At 50.7% G+C, this 15637-nt stretch carries 11 protein-coding genes; 5 read left to right on the top strand and 6 right to left on the bottom strand.

Features of this window, described 5'->3' with window-relative positions:
- The first annotated feature begins 238 nt into the window (after positions 1 to 238).
- The 5 genes from ridA (at position 239) to AC3ISQ_RS02410 (ending at position 4960) form a co-directional block, all read left to right on the top strand.
- Positions 239 to 625: a 2-iminobutanoate/2-iminopropanoate deaminase gene (ridA, locus tag AC3ISQ_RS02430; RefSeq protein WP_489350393.1), complete on the top strand. Its 387-nt coding sequence runs from the start codon at positions 239 to 241 to the stop codon at positions 623 to 625.
- Between the two features lie 382 nt (positions 626 to 1007).
- Positions 1008 to 2444, top strand: coding sequence for a circularly permuted type 2 ATP-grasp protein (locus AC3ISQ_RS02425; protein WP_489350392.1), 1437 nt, complete (start codon positions 1008 to 1010; stop codon positions 2442 to 2444).
- Positions 2438 to 3367 carry an alpha-E domain-containing protein gene (locus AC3ISQ_RS02420; protein WP_489350391.1) on the top strand — a complete coding sequence of 310 codons (930 nt, stop codon included), beginning with the start codon at positions 2438 to 2440 and terminating at the stop codon, positions 3365 to 3367. The genes AC3ISQ_RS02425 and AC3ISQ_RS02420 overlap by 7 nt, the downstream gene beginning before the upstream one ends.
- Complete coding sequence (locus AC3ISQ_RS02415) at positions 3364 to 4152, top strand: transglutaminase family protein (protein ID WP_489350390.1); 789 nt, start codon at positions 3364 to 3366, stop codon at positions 4150 to 4152. The genes AC3ISQ_RS02420 and AC3ISQ_RS02415 overlap by 4 nt, the downstream gene beginning before the upstream one ends.
- Positions 4153 to 4231: 79 nt before the next feature.
- Positions 4232 to 4960, top strand: a complete 729-nt coding sequence (locus tag AC3ISQ_RS02410; RefSeq protein ID WP_489350389.1) for a proteasome-type protease — start codon at positions 4232 to 4234, stop codon at positions 4958 to 4960.
- Positions 4961 to 5031: 71 nt separating this feature from the next.
- Here the strand turns inward: AC3ISQ_RS02410 and AC3ISQ_RS02405 are convergent, their stop codons facing one another.
- The 6 genes from AC3ISQ_RS02405 to AC3ISQ_RS02380 all read right to left on the bottom strand — a co-directional run bounded on the left by AC3ISQ_RS02405 (position 5032) and on the right by AC3ISQ_RS02380 (position 15584).
- Positions 5032 to 5631, bottom strand: a complete 600-nt coding sequence (locus tag AC3ISQ_RS02405) for a DUF1120 domain-containing protein (RefSeq protein WP_489350388.1) — start codon at positions 5629 to 5631, stop codon at positions 5032 to 5034.
- Positions 5632 to 5639: 8 nt separating this feature from the next.
- Entirely contained in the window at positions 5640 to 8075 is a 2436-nt protein-coding gene (locus AC3ISQ_RS02400) for a fimbria/pilus outer membrane usher protein (protein ID WP_489350387.1), read from the bottom strand.
- 12 nt (positions 8076 to 8087) lie between these two features.
- Positions 8088 to 8762 (bottom strand): fimbria/pilus chaperone family protein, encoded by a 675-nt coding sequence (locus AC3ISQ_RS02395; RefSeq protein ID WP_489353098.1) that lies wholly within the window; start codon positions 8760 to 8762, stop codon positions 8088 to 8090.
- Between the two features lie 126 nt (positions 8763 to 8888).
- Positions 8889 to 9599 carry a DUF1120 domain-containing protein gene (locus tag AC3ISQ_RS02390; RefSeq protein ID WP_489350386.1) on the bottom strand — a complete coding sequence of 237 codons (711 nt, stop codon included), beginning with the start codon at positions 9597 to 9599 and terminating at the stop codon, positions 8889 to 8891.
- Positions 9600 to 9907: 308 nt separating this feature from the next.
- On the bottom strand, positions 9908 to 10615 hold the full coding sequence (locus tag AC3ISQ_RS02385) for a DUF1120 domain-containing protein (protein WP_489350385.1): 708 nt from the start codon (positions 10613 to 10615) through the stop codon (positions 9908 to 9910).
- Positions 10616 to 10961: 346 nt separating this feature from the next.
- A complete protein-coding gene (locus AC3ISQ_RS02380) occupies positions 10962 to 15584 on the bottom strand; it encodes an Ig-like domain-containing protein (protein ID WP_489350384.1) in 4623 nt (1540 codons plus the stop codon).
- Between the last annotated feature and the right edge of the window lie 53 nt (positions 15585 to 15637).

Genomic DNA, 15637 nt, shown 5'->3' with positions numbered 1-15637 from the left:
CTCTATAATGCTCTACACGGATATCACTCTACACACTTATACCCCAAATAATTGGAGTTGCATCAAGGCGGCAAGTGAGTGACAAATTGGTCGTCAGACCGATTTGAACAGCGCTTGCGCTGGCCCGTAGGGTGCTTTGCATAATCCCGATGAGCTTACGCCAGTAAGTGATTCGGGTGAGCGAATGCAGCCAACACAGAGGCAACTTCAAGTATGGAGGGGATTTCAGGAGAAAAAAATGTCTCGTATTATCAGCACTGAAAACGCACCAGCAGCTATCGGCCCATATGTACAAGGCGTTGACCTTGGCAGCATGATCATCACTTCAGGTCAAATCCCAGTCGATCCAAAAACCGGCACCGTAGCCGACGACGTTACCGCTCAGGCGCGCCAATCTCTGGCCAACGTGCAAGCTATCGTTGAAGCTGCCGGCCTGAAAGTGGCTGACATTGTGAAAACTACCGTGTTCGTTAAAGATCTGAACGATTTCGCGACCGTAAATGCGGCTTATGAAGCGTTCTTCACCGAACACAACGCGCCATTCCCAGCGCGTTCTTGTGTTGAAGTTGCACGTCTGCCTAAAGATGTGAAGATCGAAATCGAAGCCATCGCCGTTCGTCGTTAATTAACGAAGGATGTGCGCAAACGGTCAGCTCAGGCTGGCCGTTTTTGTTCCTCGTCAAAATACCGACCAATCAGACGACTGGAACGTAAGATAGCCCGGTCAAAATAGGGTAATGAAGAATTGCAGCGCTATTTGCACCAAGATGACTCACCCGCTTCAAGCCATTGACCCATTAAGAGCATATGACACCTAACTAACGAATATTCCTAGCATTTTGCACAATTCCAAAGCCCCATTACGGTGCATAGCTCCACCACGGTGCACCATAATAATCCTCCCCAAACACCATTTTCAATCTTAACAACACGTTAACAAAACACCTCTCGCTGGCACGATTTATGCTGGATCCCATTTACAGTTTGGAATGTGAATGAGGTGATGGATGCACAATATAAACCTTTCTGCTTCACCGTTTTTTGATGAAATGTTGGTAGCGGAAGGACAACACCGTAGCCACTACGAAGCCTACTGGCATTGGCTAAAACAAGCCGATAAAAAGGCCATTCGACGTAAAAGAGAAGAGGCTGCACTATTGTTTCACCGCGTTGGGATTACATTCAACGTGTACGGCGAAGATGACGGCGCAGAGCGGCTGATCCCATTCGACAGCGTGCCACGCATTATTCCCGCCAGTGAATGGACGATGCTCGATCAAGGCATCCGTCAGCGCGTACAGGCGCTTAATGCCTTTTTGCACGATATCTACCACCAGCAACATATCCTGAAAGCTGGCATTATCCCGGCGGAACAGGTGCTGGCGAATGATCAATATCAGCCCTGTATGCAGGATATTGATCTACACCACAACACTTACGCCCATATCATCGGCGTAGATATGGTGCGCGATAGCGATGGCCAGTATTACGTGCTGGAAGACAACCTGCGTACACCTTCTGGCGTGTCTTACATGCTGGAAAACCGCAAAATGATGATGCGTTTGTACCCCGAGCTGTTCGCCCAGCAGCGAGTGCGCCCGGTAGAACGCTACCCTTCTCACTTACTGCAAACTCTGCGCGAGAGTACGCCGGTCAACGATCCCACCGTGGTGGTACTAACACCCGGTCGTTTCAACAGCGCCTATTTCGAGCATAGTTTCTTGGCGCAGCAAATGGGTGTCGAACTGGTGGAAAGCGCCGATCTGTTCGTCAAAGATGGCGCTGTCTTTATGCGTACCACTGCAGGCCCACAGAAGATCGACGTGATCTACCGCCGCGTGGATGATGCCTTCCTCGATCCACTGGCGTTCCGCCCAGACTCCATGCTGGGTGTTCCGGGGCTATTGTCGGTTTATCGCAGCGGCAACGTGGTGTTGGCGAACGCTATCGGCACTGGCGTCGCCGATGACAAATCGATCTATCCGTATGTCCCGGACATGATCCGTTTCTATCTGACAGAAGAACCGATCCTCAACAACGTCCCGACTTGGCAATGCCGCCTGCCGAAAGATCTGTCTTACGTATTGGCGAATCTGGAAAAGATGGTGGTGAAAGAGGTTCACGGTGCAGGCGGTTACGGCATGTTGATCGGCCCGGCAGCATCGAAAGCTGAAATCGCCCACTTCCGCACCTTGTTGCAAGCCAAACCGCACAACTATATCGCGCAGAACACCCTCGCCTTGTCGACTTGCCCGACCTTCGTTAACGACGGTTTGGCACCGCGCCATATCGATTTACGACCCTTTGCCCTGACAGGAGAAGAGATCCGGCTGGTGCCCGGCGGACTCACTCGCGTGGCGCTAGCGGAAGGCTCACTGGTGGTCAACTCGTCGCAAGGCGGGGGAACCAAGGATACCTGGGTATTGGAGGACGACGCATGTTAAGCCGCACAGCCAGTGGATTATATTGGATGGCCCGTTATCTTGAGCGGACAGAAAGCATCGCTCGCGTACTGGACGTGACCAACAAACTGTCGATGATGCCTAACCGTGCCAACGGCAATTACGAGTTGCAAGTGCCGCTCGATCTGACCGGCACGGGCGATCTGTACGCCGCAACCTATCCAACGCTAACCATGGCGAATTTGGTGAATTTTTTCGCCTTCGACAGCAACAACCCCAGCAGTATTTACAACTGTCTGCAAATGAGCTGGAACAACGCTCATGCGGTACGTGGTCGCTTATCGTCGGACGTATGGGAATGTATCAACGCCAGTTGGATCGAGATGAAGTTGATGCGGCGCCAAGGCATTGACGCCATGGGTGAAGACAGTTTTTTCGATTGGGTAAAAGAGCGTTCGCATCTGTTCCGTGGCGCGATGTTCAGCACCCTGTTGCGCAGCGATGCTCTATGCTTTATCCGCCTTGGCACGCTGCTTGAACGCGCCGACAGCACCGCTCGCCTGCTAGATGTCAAAAACACCTTGTTGGATAGCGACCGAGATCCGGTACGTGAATATTACCGCATGGACACTCTGCTACGCGCGGTAAGCGCCAGAGAAGCTTTCCACAGCATTTATAAGCAGCAAATTAGCCGCGAAGCCATCGTTGAACTGATGATTTTGCGCAGTGAAGTGCCACGCTCTTTGTTGGTTTGCGTCGGTGAAATGGTGCAACAGCTAGAACTGATTGGCGGAAGAGGAGCCAATACTCCGCGTCGTCTGGCGCATACGCTGCACGCTGAATTGCGTTTCAGCAGTATGCAAGAGGTGTACGACGCAGGTTTGCATAACTGGCTATCCGCATTTCTGGGGCAAATCAATGCCATTGCCGAAAGTGTTCATCATACCTATCTGGAGGCGCAATGAGACTAAACATTGAGCACAACACCCATTACAGCTACGCCCAGCAGGTACAGCGCAGCACGCAATATCTGCGCCTGACGCCGCAGGATTCGCAGCATCAACGCATTATTTCTTGGCAACTGATGCTGCCGGAAGAAGCGGTCTGCACGACCGATGCCTTTGGTAACGTGCTGCACGTACTGACATTGGATGAACCACACCAAGCGATCACCATTCAGGCGCAAGGTGTAGTGGAGATTACTAACGACGTGGAAGACCATTCAGCCGAACACCTGTCACCACTGGTATTTTTGCGTCATAGCCCACTGACGCAGCCGGACAAGGCAATCCGAGATTTCGCTCAGCACTATTTCCAACCTAATGCGGTACTCAGTAGCTTGGAAACCCTGATGGGGGAGTTGCTGCTAAGAATGCCATACAGCCCCGGAGCGACCAGCGTAACCGACAGCGCTGTCGACGCCTTTGCCGCCGGTAAAGGCGTCTGTCAAGATCATACTCATGTGTTCCTCGCCTGTTGCCGCAGCCTGAATATTCCGGCGCGTTATGTCAGCGGTTATCTGTACAGCGAAGATTCAACACACGTCTCTACTCACGCTTGGGCCGAGGCTTGGGTCGACGATCGTTGGCACAGTTTTGACGTCACCAATAATACTCGCCTGCCTAATCAGCATCTGAAACTGGCGGTGGGGATTGATTATCTGGATGCCTGCCCGGTACGCGGTGTTCGCGTCGGTGGTGGTAGTGAAGATATGCAAACGGCGGCAGCGGTACAGATCGCCGGGCAATAACCACATTTGTAGAGAACACTGAACAACACATACGTTGCACTACGGCGTATGTGTTTTATTGCCTTTAAGGAATGAAAGAATGACTTACTGTATCGCCATGCGTTTATCCTCTGGACTGGTCTTTGCTTCCGACTCGCGAACCAACGCAGGCGTCGACCATATTTCCACCTTTCGCAAACTGCACATCTTCGAACAACCCGGTGAACGTATGCTGGTTTTGCAATGTGCAGGCAATTTGGCCACCACACAAAGCATCCTCAGCCAACTGACGCGCCGCTGTCAGGACCCCGATCGAGTCAACCTGCTGAATGTCCACAACCTGTACGATGCGGCCACGCTGGTAGGGGAAACTACACGGGAAGTGATCCATCGCGATAGTTCCTCGCAGCAAAGCGGCAGTACCACGGATTTCAGTTGTAGTCTGCTGCTCGGCGGTCAAATCAACGGTGAAGAGACACGCCTGTTCCATATCTATCCGCAGGGTAACTTTATCGAAGCCACCGAAGATACGCCCTACTTCCAGATTGGTGAGAGCAAATACGGCAAACCCATTGTCGATCGGGTTCTGGATTATCACACTTCACTGGATCAGGCGATGCAATGTGCGCTGATTTCGATGGATTCTACCTTGCGCAGTAATTTGTCAGTCGGCCTACCGCTGGACGTAATGAGTTACCCCGCCGACAGTTTCAGCAGCGCGCAGCAATATCGGGTCTGTGAGAATCACCCCTATTATCTTGCTATCCGTGAAGGCTGGGGGGATGGGTTGGTGAATACCTTTAACCAGCTACCGCCGCTGGCGTTGTGATTCAAGGGCGAATTGCCAGGAGATAACGATAAATTGTACAGCCGGGGACCAAACATTTCCGGCTGTATCACTCAGTCCATCAGCTCTAACGTCAGGTTGGATTCACTGGTTTCGCGAGCTGAAACTCGCGCAGCACTGTCTGTCATCACGGGTTCCACCTCTATACGAGCAGTAAAACTTTTTCCTTTGGCCAACTGACCATTACGGATAGCCGCGATGCTACTGCTGGGTTGCAGTGACAAACTAGACACTGCTGAGCCATTCACTACCCCATCAGGCGTTGTCGTCACCAGTTGCACATCTTGCCCATCCAACTGTGCATCCAGCAGACGCAATGAAACACTGCCCTTATCACCATAACGCAGATCACCATTACCAGCCTTATCACCACGCAACGCCAGGCGCATCACTTGCGTGTAAGGACAGACAACATTCACCATCAGGGTGCGTTTCCCCGGCGTCAACTTTTGACTTCCCCCGGCGTCTTGCAACTGCCAGCGTGATTGCGTCCCGTAATTAATCACTGGCGCACCAGCAGAAAGACTACAGCGATTATCTACCGGCAAAATAGAAGGGTTATCCATAGTGATCCCGTGTGGAGTAGAGACCGCCTCTGCCGTTTGGCTCAAGATCAATCCCATCACGACCACAATAATAAAATTTTTCATCATATTTCCTGTTAGCGGCAAACCGCACTGGCTGTTTCATACAGTTCACTCACCACGGCCTTTTCCGGCAAGGAAAGTGAGAAAGAACACACCGTGGCACCAGAGGTCTGTACCTCCAATTTGCCAAGCTCACTGGCATCCGGGATAAACACGTTGCCGTTATTCCCCACAACGGTGACAAAGTTTCCAGCGCTATCAAATACGCTGGCACCATGTGGCAAGGGTTTATTTTGATTATCCTTCACATCCACCAACACCCGACGAGTACGCACTACACCAAAATTGATGTGATTCACCGAACCACGTGCAGACTCGGTTTCCTTCCAAGCATTCTCAATATCGACGTTTTTCGCCAAGCTACGGGTATCAACCTGAATCGTTGAACGTTTATAACCACTCAATGAAGGTAATACCGCATAACCATTACCATCGGTCCAAGTTGGCCCCGCCGGGGTATCCAGACGAACACCGGCTTCCTCACCCACTTTAGCAATACCAAAGGTGTCTTTGACGCTGTACGGGGAAAGCGTCACACCGCCACTGTGCCCCACGATGCCACCAGTAGCTCGAGCAGACCAGGTAGTGTAGTTGTCCGAGTCATGGCTCAAGCTCGCACTCAGTTGGCTAACCGGTGTGACCATATCCATCGTGCCGCCAGTAGTGGTACGGTTATTGAGGAAGTCTCGATCGCTCGACAGGCTCCATCCACGATCCTGACTACTACGATCGCTGTAACGCACACCAGCACGACTACCGCTACTGGCGTTATTGATATAACTACTGACGCTTCGACCGCTCCCGAACGGAATATTCACCGTCAGATAAAAACGATTTTCAGAGTCAGTAGTCGAGGTTCCAGTATCATGTTCTAGGCTAACGCCGACGTAAGTTTGGCCAAATTGCTGGCTCCAAGCACCACGTAGGTAGTGGGTACGGTCATTATCGAAGGAGGTGCTTTGTGCCGCAGAAAATGACAGGGAGCCTACCGTTTTCCCAGACCAACTCACACCAGCACCGTATTGATTACGAATACGCCCGCTATTGTCCGTGTTGTCATCTTGCAGAGCGTCACTCAGTTCTCGATAGCCTGAGGTTTGCTGGCTAGCATTAACATTTAACCCAATGCGCTCAGTCAGGTTATGACTCAATGAAGCAGTGAGTGACAGCCCTTGGTTACTGTGCTTTTCATCCTGCGCCACCGTAGTTTGTAACGATAACAGTGTTGCATCAAAAAGTTGGGAATCTAGCCCCAGTGCCGCGGCGCGATACGGCTCAGAACCTAACAAACCCGCATTGAGCGTGGTCAGTGGGTTCAAAACCCAACCGGTAGCGATAGTGCCCAATAACGGAGCTTCGCTGCTCCCCTGCTGATCCAATTTACCGGCACCGAAAGAAAGACCGGGAGCAACGGCATTACCACTGAGTAATAAAGCGGAAGCAGGCACGGTGAACTGACGTTTTTCGCCATTACTCCCCGTCACCGTGACGCTCAGATCTGAACGGGTATTAAGCAGTGAAAAACCCTGCAAGCGAAAAGGCCCAGCGGGAACCGTGGTGCTATACACCAGCGCTCCCGATTGACGCACTTCAACTACCGACTGACTATCCGCTATACCTTCAACTAACCCGACACCACCGAGACTCCCTTGCAAAGCGGCCTCTGGGAACATCTGAAAGCCCAGAACCTGCCCAGTACCAAACATCGAGTTAGACAAGCTAACTTGCCCGGCTTGCAATACTTTCTTAATCTCGGCGAAACTGCGCTGCGCATAGGCAGCCTGGTGTTGCATGGTGTCTTCGCCATTAAAACGCGAGAAAGTTTGGCGACTACGAACTATCCAATCACTGACGTTAAAACCCGCCTCCGTACCCAACTGCATGAACTCAAGACCCACCGAGTCACCCGCAGAATCCATATACTGAGCGTCGTAATTGAGCATGGCAGCAATGCCACCGTGACTCCAATTGCCGCTTTCTGTCCCTGGGCGTGCGACAGTCTGCGGCGGTACCACCACATCTACCCGAGCTTCGCCTGGGTCAAGATTGAGTTCGGTCTGAGACCAAGCACTTTTTAAATCGAAGCAGGCGGTATCGTCCTTAAAACCCGGCGGAGAGATTAATCCAGCCAGCTTTTGAAAATCTTTATCGGCACACAGGTTGCCATTGTTATCAAAGCGAGCTTTGATTTTACCGCGAGCACTGCCATTAACCGTTAGGGCCACGGTAGATTCGCCGGGCATAAAGCGCGGAGCTTGACGAAACAAATCAGCCAGCTTTGGATCAACACCTCGAGCCTTTAAAGACTCCATATCGAATTCAATATCGTCAGGATTATCTACCCCGGCGTTAATCGAAAACGGCAAGGGCATCAAAACAGCCAACAACGCTAGCGATAACGCAGAGCGTGCAGGGCTTATTCTGGTAGTGGATTGAGTTTCGTATTGCACCGACGCCTCCCGTTAGTAACTCAGCGTCGCGTCATAACTACTGACGGAGTAACCCCAAGTCGTCGCTGGAGAAATACGAACCTGTTTGGCTTGCCCCGGTTTTTTGCTGCCATTTCGCGTAACGGTCAGCGTTTGCCCCGGTAACACATAGGTGGTGGGCAACATCCAATTGCTATTGTCCGGCAGAGTTTGAATTCCTTGGCCCAGACGCACCACGTAAGGTGACGGGTTATTGACCGTAATGCTGTCGCCATTCATTTTCCAAGTCAGGTGTTTCCACGGAGCTAGGTCTTTTTCTAACCCAGCCGGACGGATAATCACTGGCAAGTTTTGGCGCACGGTCATGCGGACTTCATTTTTGCCTTTTTGCTGTGGTGGCACCCCTTCAAAAATCACGCGTTTTAGGCGCTCAGTTTTCAGTGGCTGTTTACTGGTCATAATGAAACGCACGCTCTGATTTTTACCAGGCTCAACCCGTGCAGCGGGTGGTGTTACGGTTAAGAGCGTTTCATTATCATCAACAATGTTTTCCAAGGTCGTCAGTAATAACACCGGAAATGAGTCGGTATTTTTCAGGTTGATAACACCTTCACCATCACTCTGTTCTACGATAACAACTGAGGTCTCTGGCACCATGCCAGTCGCATAAGAAAAGCCAGACGCCAGACACAGGGCTGCCGCTCCCATCTTAATAAAAGAGAGGATTTTCATAAAATTTTCACCATTAACACATTAAATTAAAAGATATAACTCTGATATAAGCCCCACCCAAATATGGGGCTGTCACTGAGGAACCTTCGATTGGAAAAGGAATTACAGATAGATCAATTCAATCGTCGTTAAACCGTCTAATGCCACTGGGCTGGTAATATTGAGGTTGGTGGTATTGTTGATATAGGCCGTGGCCTCCAATTTACCGCTCAAAGTGCTAAAGGGTACTGGGGTTGTGCTCCCCGTAGTCCCCCATGAAATACGGTTCATATTGTCGCCAAAAGAATTCACTGAACCTAAATCGCCGTTGACGTCTCTCACCCAAGCACGACTGTCAACACTGCGAAGCACATCAACATTCACACCATCGGCAGTAAATGTTCCAGGCACCATGCGAATACCATAACCACCGATTCTCTGGCCGCCACTCAGGCCTAAACCAGCGACGGTTTCAGCAAAAGGTAAAGTGACCCCAGTGGGTTTTCTCGCAAACCCACCCGCGCCTTCAACAACACCTGCTGCAGAGGCAGGTCGCTGGTTGTAAGCCCGAATAGCAAGCGCAGCTGGCGCATCACAGTTAATAGCGAAGTCTATCTGCTTTGCTTCCAACGTCGTAAATGCGGTTGGGCTAAGGGTATTAGGTCTGATGACACCATAATCAATAGTGCCATTACCGGATAAAGTTGGCGTACATGCAGTCGGAGTAATAGTACCGATAATACGCACATCGACACTGCTCGCCGCTAATGCTGGCAGAGATGTCGCCGCCAGTATTACGAGTGCGCCGACGGTTTTTTTGATTTGCTTCATCATAATGTTGTCTTGTCGTTTCATTAATCAATTGAGCACCAGTGCAAGCAGCGATATCTAAAACAGCATGCAATGACGGGGTTGTAATCGGTTAAAACGGAAAGCAATCTGAATCCAACAAACAGCGAAAGGCTAACGCTACCCTCCGAAAACAGAGACTATTTTCTAGGAAATTTCTTGCATTGGATGCAGGCTGGGTCTTGGTTTAATCGGAGAGGCGATCGATATAAATAAAATCGCCCCAACAAATTACATTCACTGAAAATAGGCCGCACTCATGCGGCCAAAAAGACACACTGTATTCAAAAAAATTACAGGTAGATCAGCTCGATGGTAGTCAAACCGTCTAAAGTAAAGGCACTGGTCAGATCCAATTCGGAGACTTTATTCAAATAAGCCTGAATACTCAATTTACCGGTTAGGGTGGTGAATGCGATCGGCACCAGAGTGCCTGTTGCGCCCCAAGTGTTGTACATAATTGCAGAATCACCGTACAAGTTACCTGTGGTCACCGCTCCCCATGACTGTAGGGTAGGGTTAATGGTTTGGATACTGTCTACAGTGATGCTATCAGCCTGCGCAGTTCCATTGGCGATACGAATGCCATACCCACCAACATTGGCTGTTCCTACGTCACCTAAACCAACAACCGCTTGCCCTGCTGCACCAAATAAATTGACACCTGCCGGCGCAATGGCTGCACCACCAGCCCCCTCTGTTGCCCCAGCTACCGTACCTGGACGACCATTAATCGCCTTAATCGCTATTTTTGCTAACGCATCGCAGGTGATGGTGAAGTCCAACTGTTTTTCATCCAGCACGGTATAGTCTGTTGCACTCAAACTTTGCGCACGGATATAGCCATAATCAATCACACCACCGCCGGTAAGTGTTGGGGTACAAGCCGCTGGGGTAACTGTGCCAATCACCTTCACCTCAACGGAGTCAGCCATGGCTGGCATTGCGGTCGCAGCCAACACAGCCAGCGCACAGGCCGATTTCTGGATTTGCTTCATCATAATGTTATCTTCTCGTTTCATTAATCAATTGAGCGCCAGCACAAAACTAGGGATGCCTTTAGGCTCCGTGCAATGGCGTGGAGTTGTCATCGGTAAAACGAAGAGCAATCTGAGTCCAACAAACAGGAAAAGGCTGACATCACGCTCCGAAAACAGAGACTATTCTCAAGGAAATGGCTGACTGTTAATGCAGGCTGGGTCTTGGTTAACTGAATAGAGGCTTATATGCGGAGGGAAAATAATAAACCGGGCAGTCAATACCCGGCTTATTAAATATATGGCTGGAAGCAATTCAAGATAATTGGCACATTATTTTGCGATAATCTAATATGCCACTCAATTAAACTCAGTGGTTTTCTAGGTTGACCTGAACACCGTTTTGCACCAGTAACTCCGCCTCCAGCCCGCTATGTTGCCAAACATCATAGCTAACCCCGTTAACGGTGGCGCTGCTACTCTGATTCCAGTTACCAGCATCGGCATCACCCGGTAATAAGTCCGACAGGTTGACGACATCACCTGTATTACCTTTCACCATCATTTGTACATTGCCATCAGCAATAAAGAGATTGGTTCCCCCTTGCGCCAAAACATCGCCAAGGGAAAGGTTGAGCGTATTATTACCACTCCCCGTAATGTCGATAATCTCAACCGACTGAATTTTGTTGCTCAACACCGTTAGATCCAGCGTTTGATTACCCCCGCTGATTTGCAGAGTATCAACACCATCCGCACCGTTAAGGCTGAATGCAGTATCATTAAGCAATGCAACATCATGAACAGTAAACATATCGTCGGTGACGTCACCAAACCATGCTCCTGCTTCTGCCAGATCCTGAAACGAAGGAGAAGGTGTCGGATCTGGGGACGTAGCATATTCAAGATGACTAAAGTGAATATCATCAATCCAGATATAGGTTCCCGACCCAACACTTAATCGCACGGAGGAGAATACCTGTCCATAGGGGAGCTCAACCTCGATGGTAGTAATACGACCGCTCGCACCAGTGCGATATGCGCTATAAACCTCATTATTATCAGCATCATAAAACGTAGCGGTCATCGTTTCAGCGTCGTTCAGATCGCCGACCGTAAAGGAGATAAAGTTATACTGTTGATCGTCCTTTATACTCATGGTGAAAGATGATTGACCGGATATCTCCAACGCCATGCTTTGTGGTGGTTGCCCAATGCCCCCTTGGTTAGTACTACCAAAGCGAGAAATATAATTCCCTTCATTGCGAATGATATCAGCAATCAGAGTAAACTGTGCGAACTCAAAAACATCTCCGGTGACGATATTTTTAGCCGCTTGCCCAGAAAAATTCTCATCAATAATCTGCGCGGCTTTTTGTGTCAGGCTATTCCAATCAGAGGCATTACCGTTGTTATCAATATAAGCTGCACTAATCTCTTTTGTATTCCCTTCGACTTCGGCATCCCAATCAATTTTCGTTTGCCCATTGTCAATGTCCGCCTGAGTTACCTCAATCGTCATTTTTCTGCCGTCCAAATGCAGAATGATCACATCACCAACCTGCAACTCTGCGGGATGTACTACTGTAATTACCTTGCCATCCCAGCTTAGTTGAGGTGCATCAGGTGAGATTACATCTAACGAAACCTTCTGTTCCACATAGGTTGCATTTTGTAAGCGATCGATAACTCGCGTCTGAATCACCCAGTCGCTGCTGTGGCTCGTCGAATCGACAATAAACCAACGCCCATCCGGCAAGACAGTCGCATCCTGCCAGCTAACACCATTATCGACAGAAACCTGTACTTTATCTCCAGCGCCAAGAGCAGCACTGAGAGTACCTTGTATCAACCGCCCTGCACTTCCGTCACGGGTGGTGAAATTATTATCAGCCCCAAAGGTCGCGCTGTCTTTTGACATGCTCTCGACGATCGCTTGTGCCGCCGGCGGTGTAGTATCAACAACAACGACCGTAGCATCGCTCATGTCACTAGTATTCCCGGCTAAATCGGTCAAGGTGCTAGTAAAGCGATATTCACCATCCGACAGGTTAGCCGGGGGTTGCCAACTCCAGCTTCCATCACTATTGACAGCAAATGTGGCAACAGAAACCCCATTTTGATACAAAGTCACCGTAGAGTTTGGCTCCCCCACGCCACTTAGGCGAGGAAGAGTGTCATTCGTGATGTTATCTACCCACTCCTTTGTCGGGTCTATACTGTCGGCCACTTGACCTTGAGTAATCGGAGGCCGGGTATCGACCATAAATTGATAATCTGCCGATGCCGTGCTGACATTACCCGCCACGTCGGTTGCTGTGATGGTAAAGCTGTGCTGGCCGTCAATCAGTGTTGCTGCTGACTGCCATGACCACGTGCCGTTAACCGCCGTGATGCTCCCCACTCGTACACCGCTCTCATCGTATATATGTACCAAGCTGCCCACTTCAGCACTGCCGCTGAGTACCGGGCGATTGTCATTGGTCAGCCCACCATTACCGATGTCCGCACCACCCTCAATACCACCGATAACGCTATCGGTCACGGCATCTATGGCCAGTTGCACCGGGGCAGCGGTATCAACCGTAAACACATAAGGAGATGAAGGTGCACTGGCGTTACCTGCTGCATCGGTCGCGGTGATGGTGAAACTGCGCTCCCCGTCATTCAACGCAGCCGGCGGCTGCCATGACCAAGTGCCATCTGTTGCAATAACACTGCCAACACGCGTACCATTTTCATCGTAAATCTGTACCAAGCTGCCCACTTCAGCACTGCCGCTGAGTACCGGGCGATTGTCATTGGTCAGCCCACCATTACCAATGTCTGCACCGCCATCAATGCCACCGATAACGCTATCGGTCACGGCATCTATGGTCAGTTGCACCGGGGCAACGGTATCAACCGTAAACACATAAGGAGACGAAGGCGCACTGACGTTACCCGCCACATCGGTCGCCGTAATGGTGAAACTGCGTTCCCCGTCATTCAACGCAGCCGGCGGCTGCCATGACCAAGTGCCATCTGTTGCAATAACACTGCCAACACGCGTACCGTTCTCATCGTATATCTGTACCAAGCTGCCCATTTCAGTACTGCCGCTGAGTACCGGTCGATTGTCATTGGTCAGCCCACCATTACCGATGTCCGCACCACCCTCAATACCACCGATAACGCTATCGGTCACGGCATCTATGGTCAGTTGCACCGGGGCAACGGTATCAACCGTAAACACATAAGGAGACGAAGGCACACTGACGTTACCCGCCACATCGGTCGCCGTAATGGTGAAACTGCGTTCCCCGTCGTTCAACGCTGCTGGAGGCTGCCATGACCAAGTACCATCCGTCGCGACTATGCTGCCGACACGTGTACCCTTCTCATCGTAAATCTGTACCAAGCTGCCTATCTCAGCACTGCCGCTGAGTACCGGGCGATTGTCATTGGTCAGCCCACCATTACCAATGTCTGCACCGCCATCAATGCCACCGATAACGCTATCGGTCACGGCATCTATGGTCAGTTGTACCGGGGCAACGGTATCAACCGTAAACACATAAGGAGACGAAGGCGCACTGACGTTACCCGCCACATCGGTCGCCGTAATGGTGAAACCGTGCTCGCCATCACTCAGCGCTGCTGGAGGCCGCCATGACCAACCTTCATCGGTGGCAGTAACACTCGCGAGCAAATTGCCATTTGCATCATAGATTTGTATCAAACTACCAGATTCAGCACCGCCGCTGAGTACTGGGCGATTGTCGTTGGTCAAGCCATCGTTACCGATGTTTGCGCCGCCCTCGACGCCACCTGCAACACTGTCCGTTACCTTGTCGATAGCAGGTTGTACTGGGGGTACCGTATCCACCGTGAAATAAAACGGCAGAGAAGGTAAACCGATGTTACCCGCCAAATCTGTCGCTTGAATGGTCAAGCGGTACTCACCATCAGTCAGCGGAGTCGTCGGCTGCCAAGACCAACCACCATCAGCGGCGGCGATCACTTCAGCGACTTTGACACCATCAATAAGAATAGCGACGGTAGCACCCGGTTCGGCACTCCCTTTGATCATCGGGCGAGCATCATCGGTGACGTCACCACTGGTGAGCGAGCCCGTATGCATACCGGTAACGTCATCGACAAGAGTAATCAATGGGCGTGCAGGAGCGACAAGGTCAATATTGAGGGTAAACTCGGCAGAGAGTTCACTCACCTGCCCATCAATAGCCGTCACAGTAGCGGTAAAGGTATGCTGACCATGCGCTAGAGCAACAGGAGGAGTAAAGGACCAACTGCCATCGGCACCAACGGTAGCGCTGCCCAGAGGATTACCATCAACATAAACGGTGATGATATCCCCTGGTGTGGCGGCGTGACCGGAGAGCAGCGGTCGTGCATCATCAGTCAGTCCACCTTCTTTCAGAGTGCCGGTATAAATACCGGTATCATCGCTGGCAATATCAATCGATGGTGCCAGTGGTGGTGGCAAGCCCCCATCGTTACCATGCTGATTTTGCATCGAACGGATTATACCGCCGAGACCAAGCAAGCCAGCGAAAGCACCAATAGCCATCCACATACCAGAGTCATTTGTGGGCAACAGCAAAGGTCCGCTGCTATCACTCTCACTTTGCATCATGATGAAAGCCCCTTCACCATCATCAAATTCAGAGAGCTGTTCGCTATTGTCTTCAGCATTCACGTAATCATGAGCGTTACCCTGCTCATCCAAACCTTGCAAGGCGGCGTTATGACTGTAGAAATCCAAAATAACGAGGCGAGCCTCGTCTTCATCAGGTAGGCCAACTTCCAAATTGTTGCCAACACGCTTAACGCGCAAACGCTGTGGGCCAAGCGGTTTTTCACTGTCCGTCAGAATAAAACGCTGACCCGGTTGCGCATTGAAATAAGTAACTTCTTTACCCGACGGTAACAGATGGGATTGAGATAATGTTTTGCCGTCAGCGACAGCCAGAGCAAGCGTTGAGTTCATAATGCAAGTTATCCGAATAAATGTGGAAGGCACTGGTGCCAGATAACAGGCAT

It is taken from the genome of Serratia sp. KH_031, from assembly GCF_057839655.1.
Note: the sequence above shows the minus strand (reverse complement) of the source record. Positions and strands in the feature narration are given on the sequence as shown.

Coding starts and splice junctions, on each gene's coding strand:
- ridA (WP_489350393.1), top strand. CDS start 239: ATGTCTCGTATTATCAGCACTGAAAACGCACCAGCAGCTATCGGCCCA.
- AC3ISQ_RS02425 (WP_489350392.1), top strand. CDS start 1,008: ATGCACAATATAAACCTTTCTGCTTCACCGTTTTTTGATGAAATGTTG.
- AC3ISQ_RS02420 (WP_489350391.1), top strand. CDS start 2,438: ATGTTAAGCCGCACAGCCAGTGGATTATATTGGATGGCCCGTTATCTT.
- AC3ISQ_RS02415 (WP_489350390.1), top strand. CDS start 3,364: ATGAGACTAAACATTGAGCACAACACCCATTACAGCTACGCCCAGCAG.
- AC3ISQ_RS02410 (WP_489350389.1), top strand. CDS start 4,232: ATGACTTACTGTATCGCCATGCGTTTATCCTCTGGACTGGTCTTTGCT.
- AC3ISQ_RS02405 (WP_489350388.1), bottom strand. CDS start 5,631: ATGATGAAAAATTTTATTATTGTGGTCGTGATGGGATTGATCTTGAGC.
- AC3ISQ_RS02395 (WP_489353098.1), bottom strand. CDS start 8,762: ATGGGAGCGGCAGCCCTGTGTCTGGCGTCTGGCTTTTCTTATGCGACT.
- AC3ISQ_RS02390 (WP_489350386.1), bottom strand. CDS start 9,599: ATGATGAAGCAAATCAAAAAAACCGTCGGCGCACTCGTAATACTGGCG.
- AC3ISQ_RS02385 (WP_489350385.1), bottom strand. CDS start 10,615: ATGATGAAGCAAATCCAGAAATCGGCCTGTGCGCTGGCTGTGTTGGCT.
- AC3ISQ_RS02380 (WP_489350384.1), bottom strand. CDS start 15,584: ATGAACTCAACGCTTGCTCTGGCTGTCGCTGACGGCAAAACATTATCT.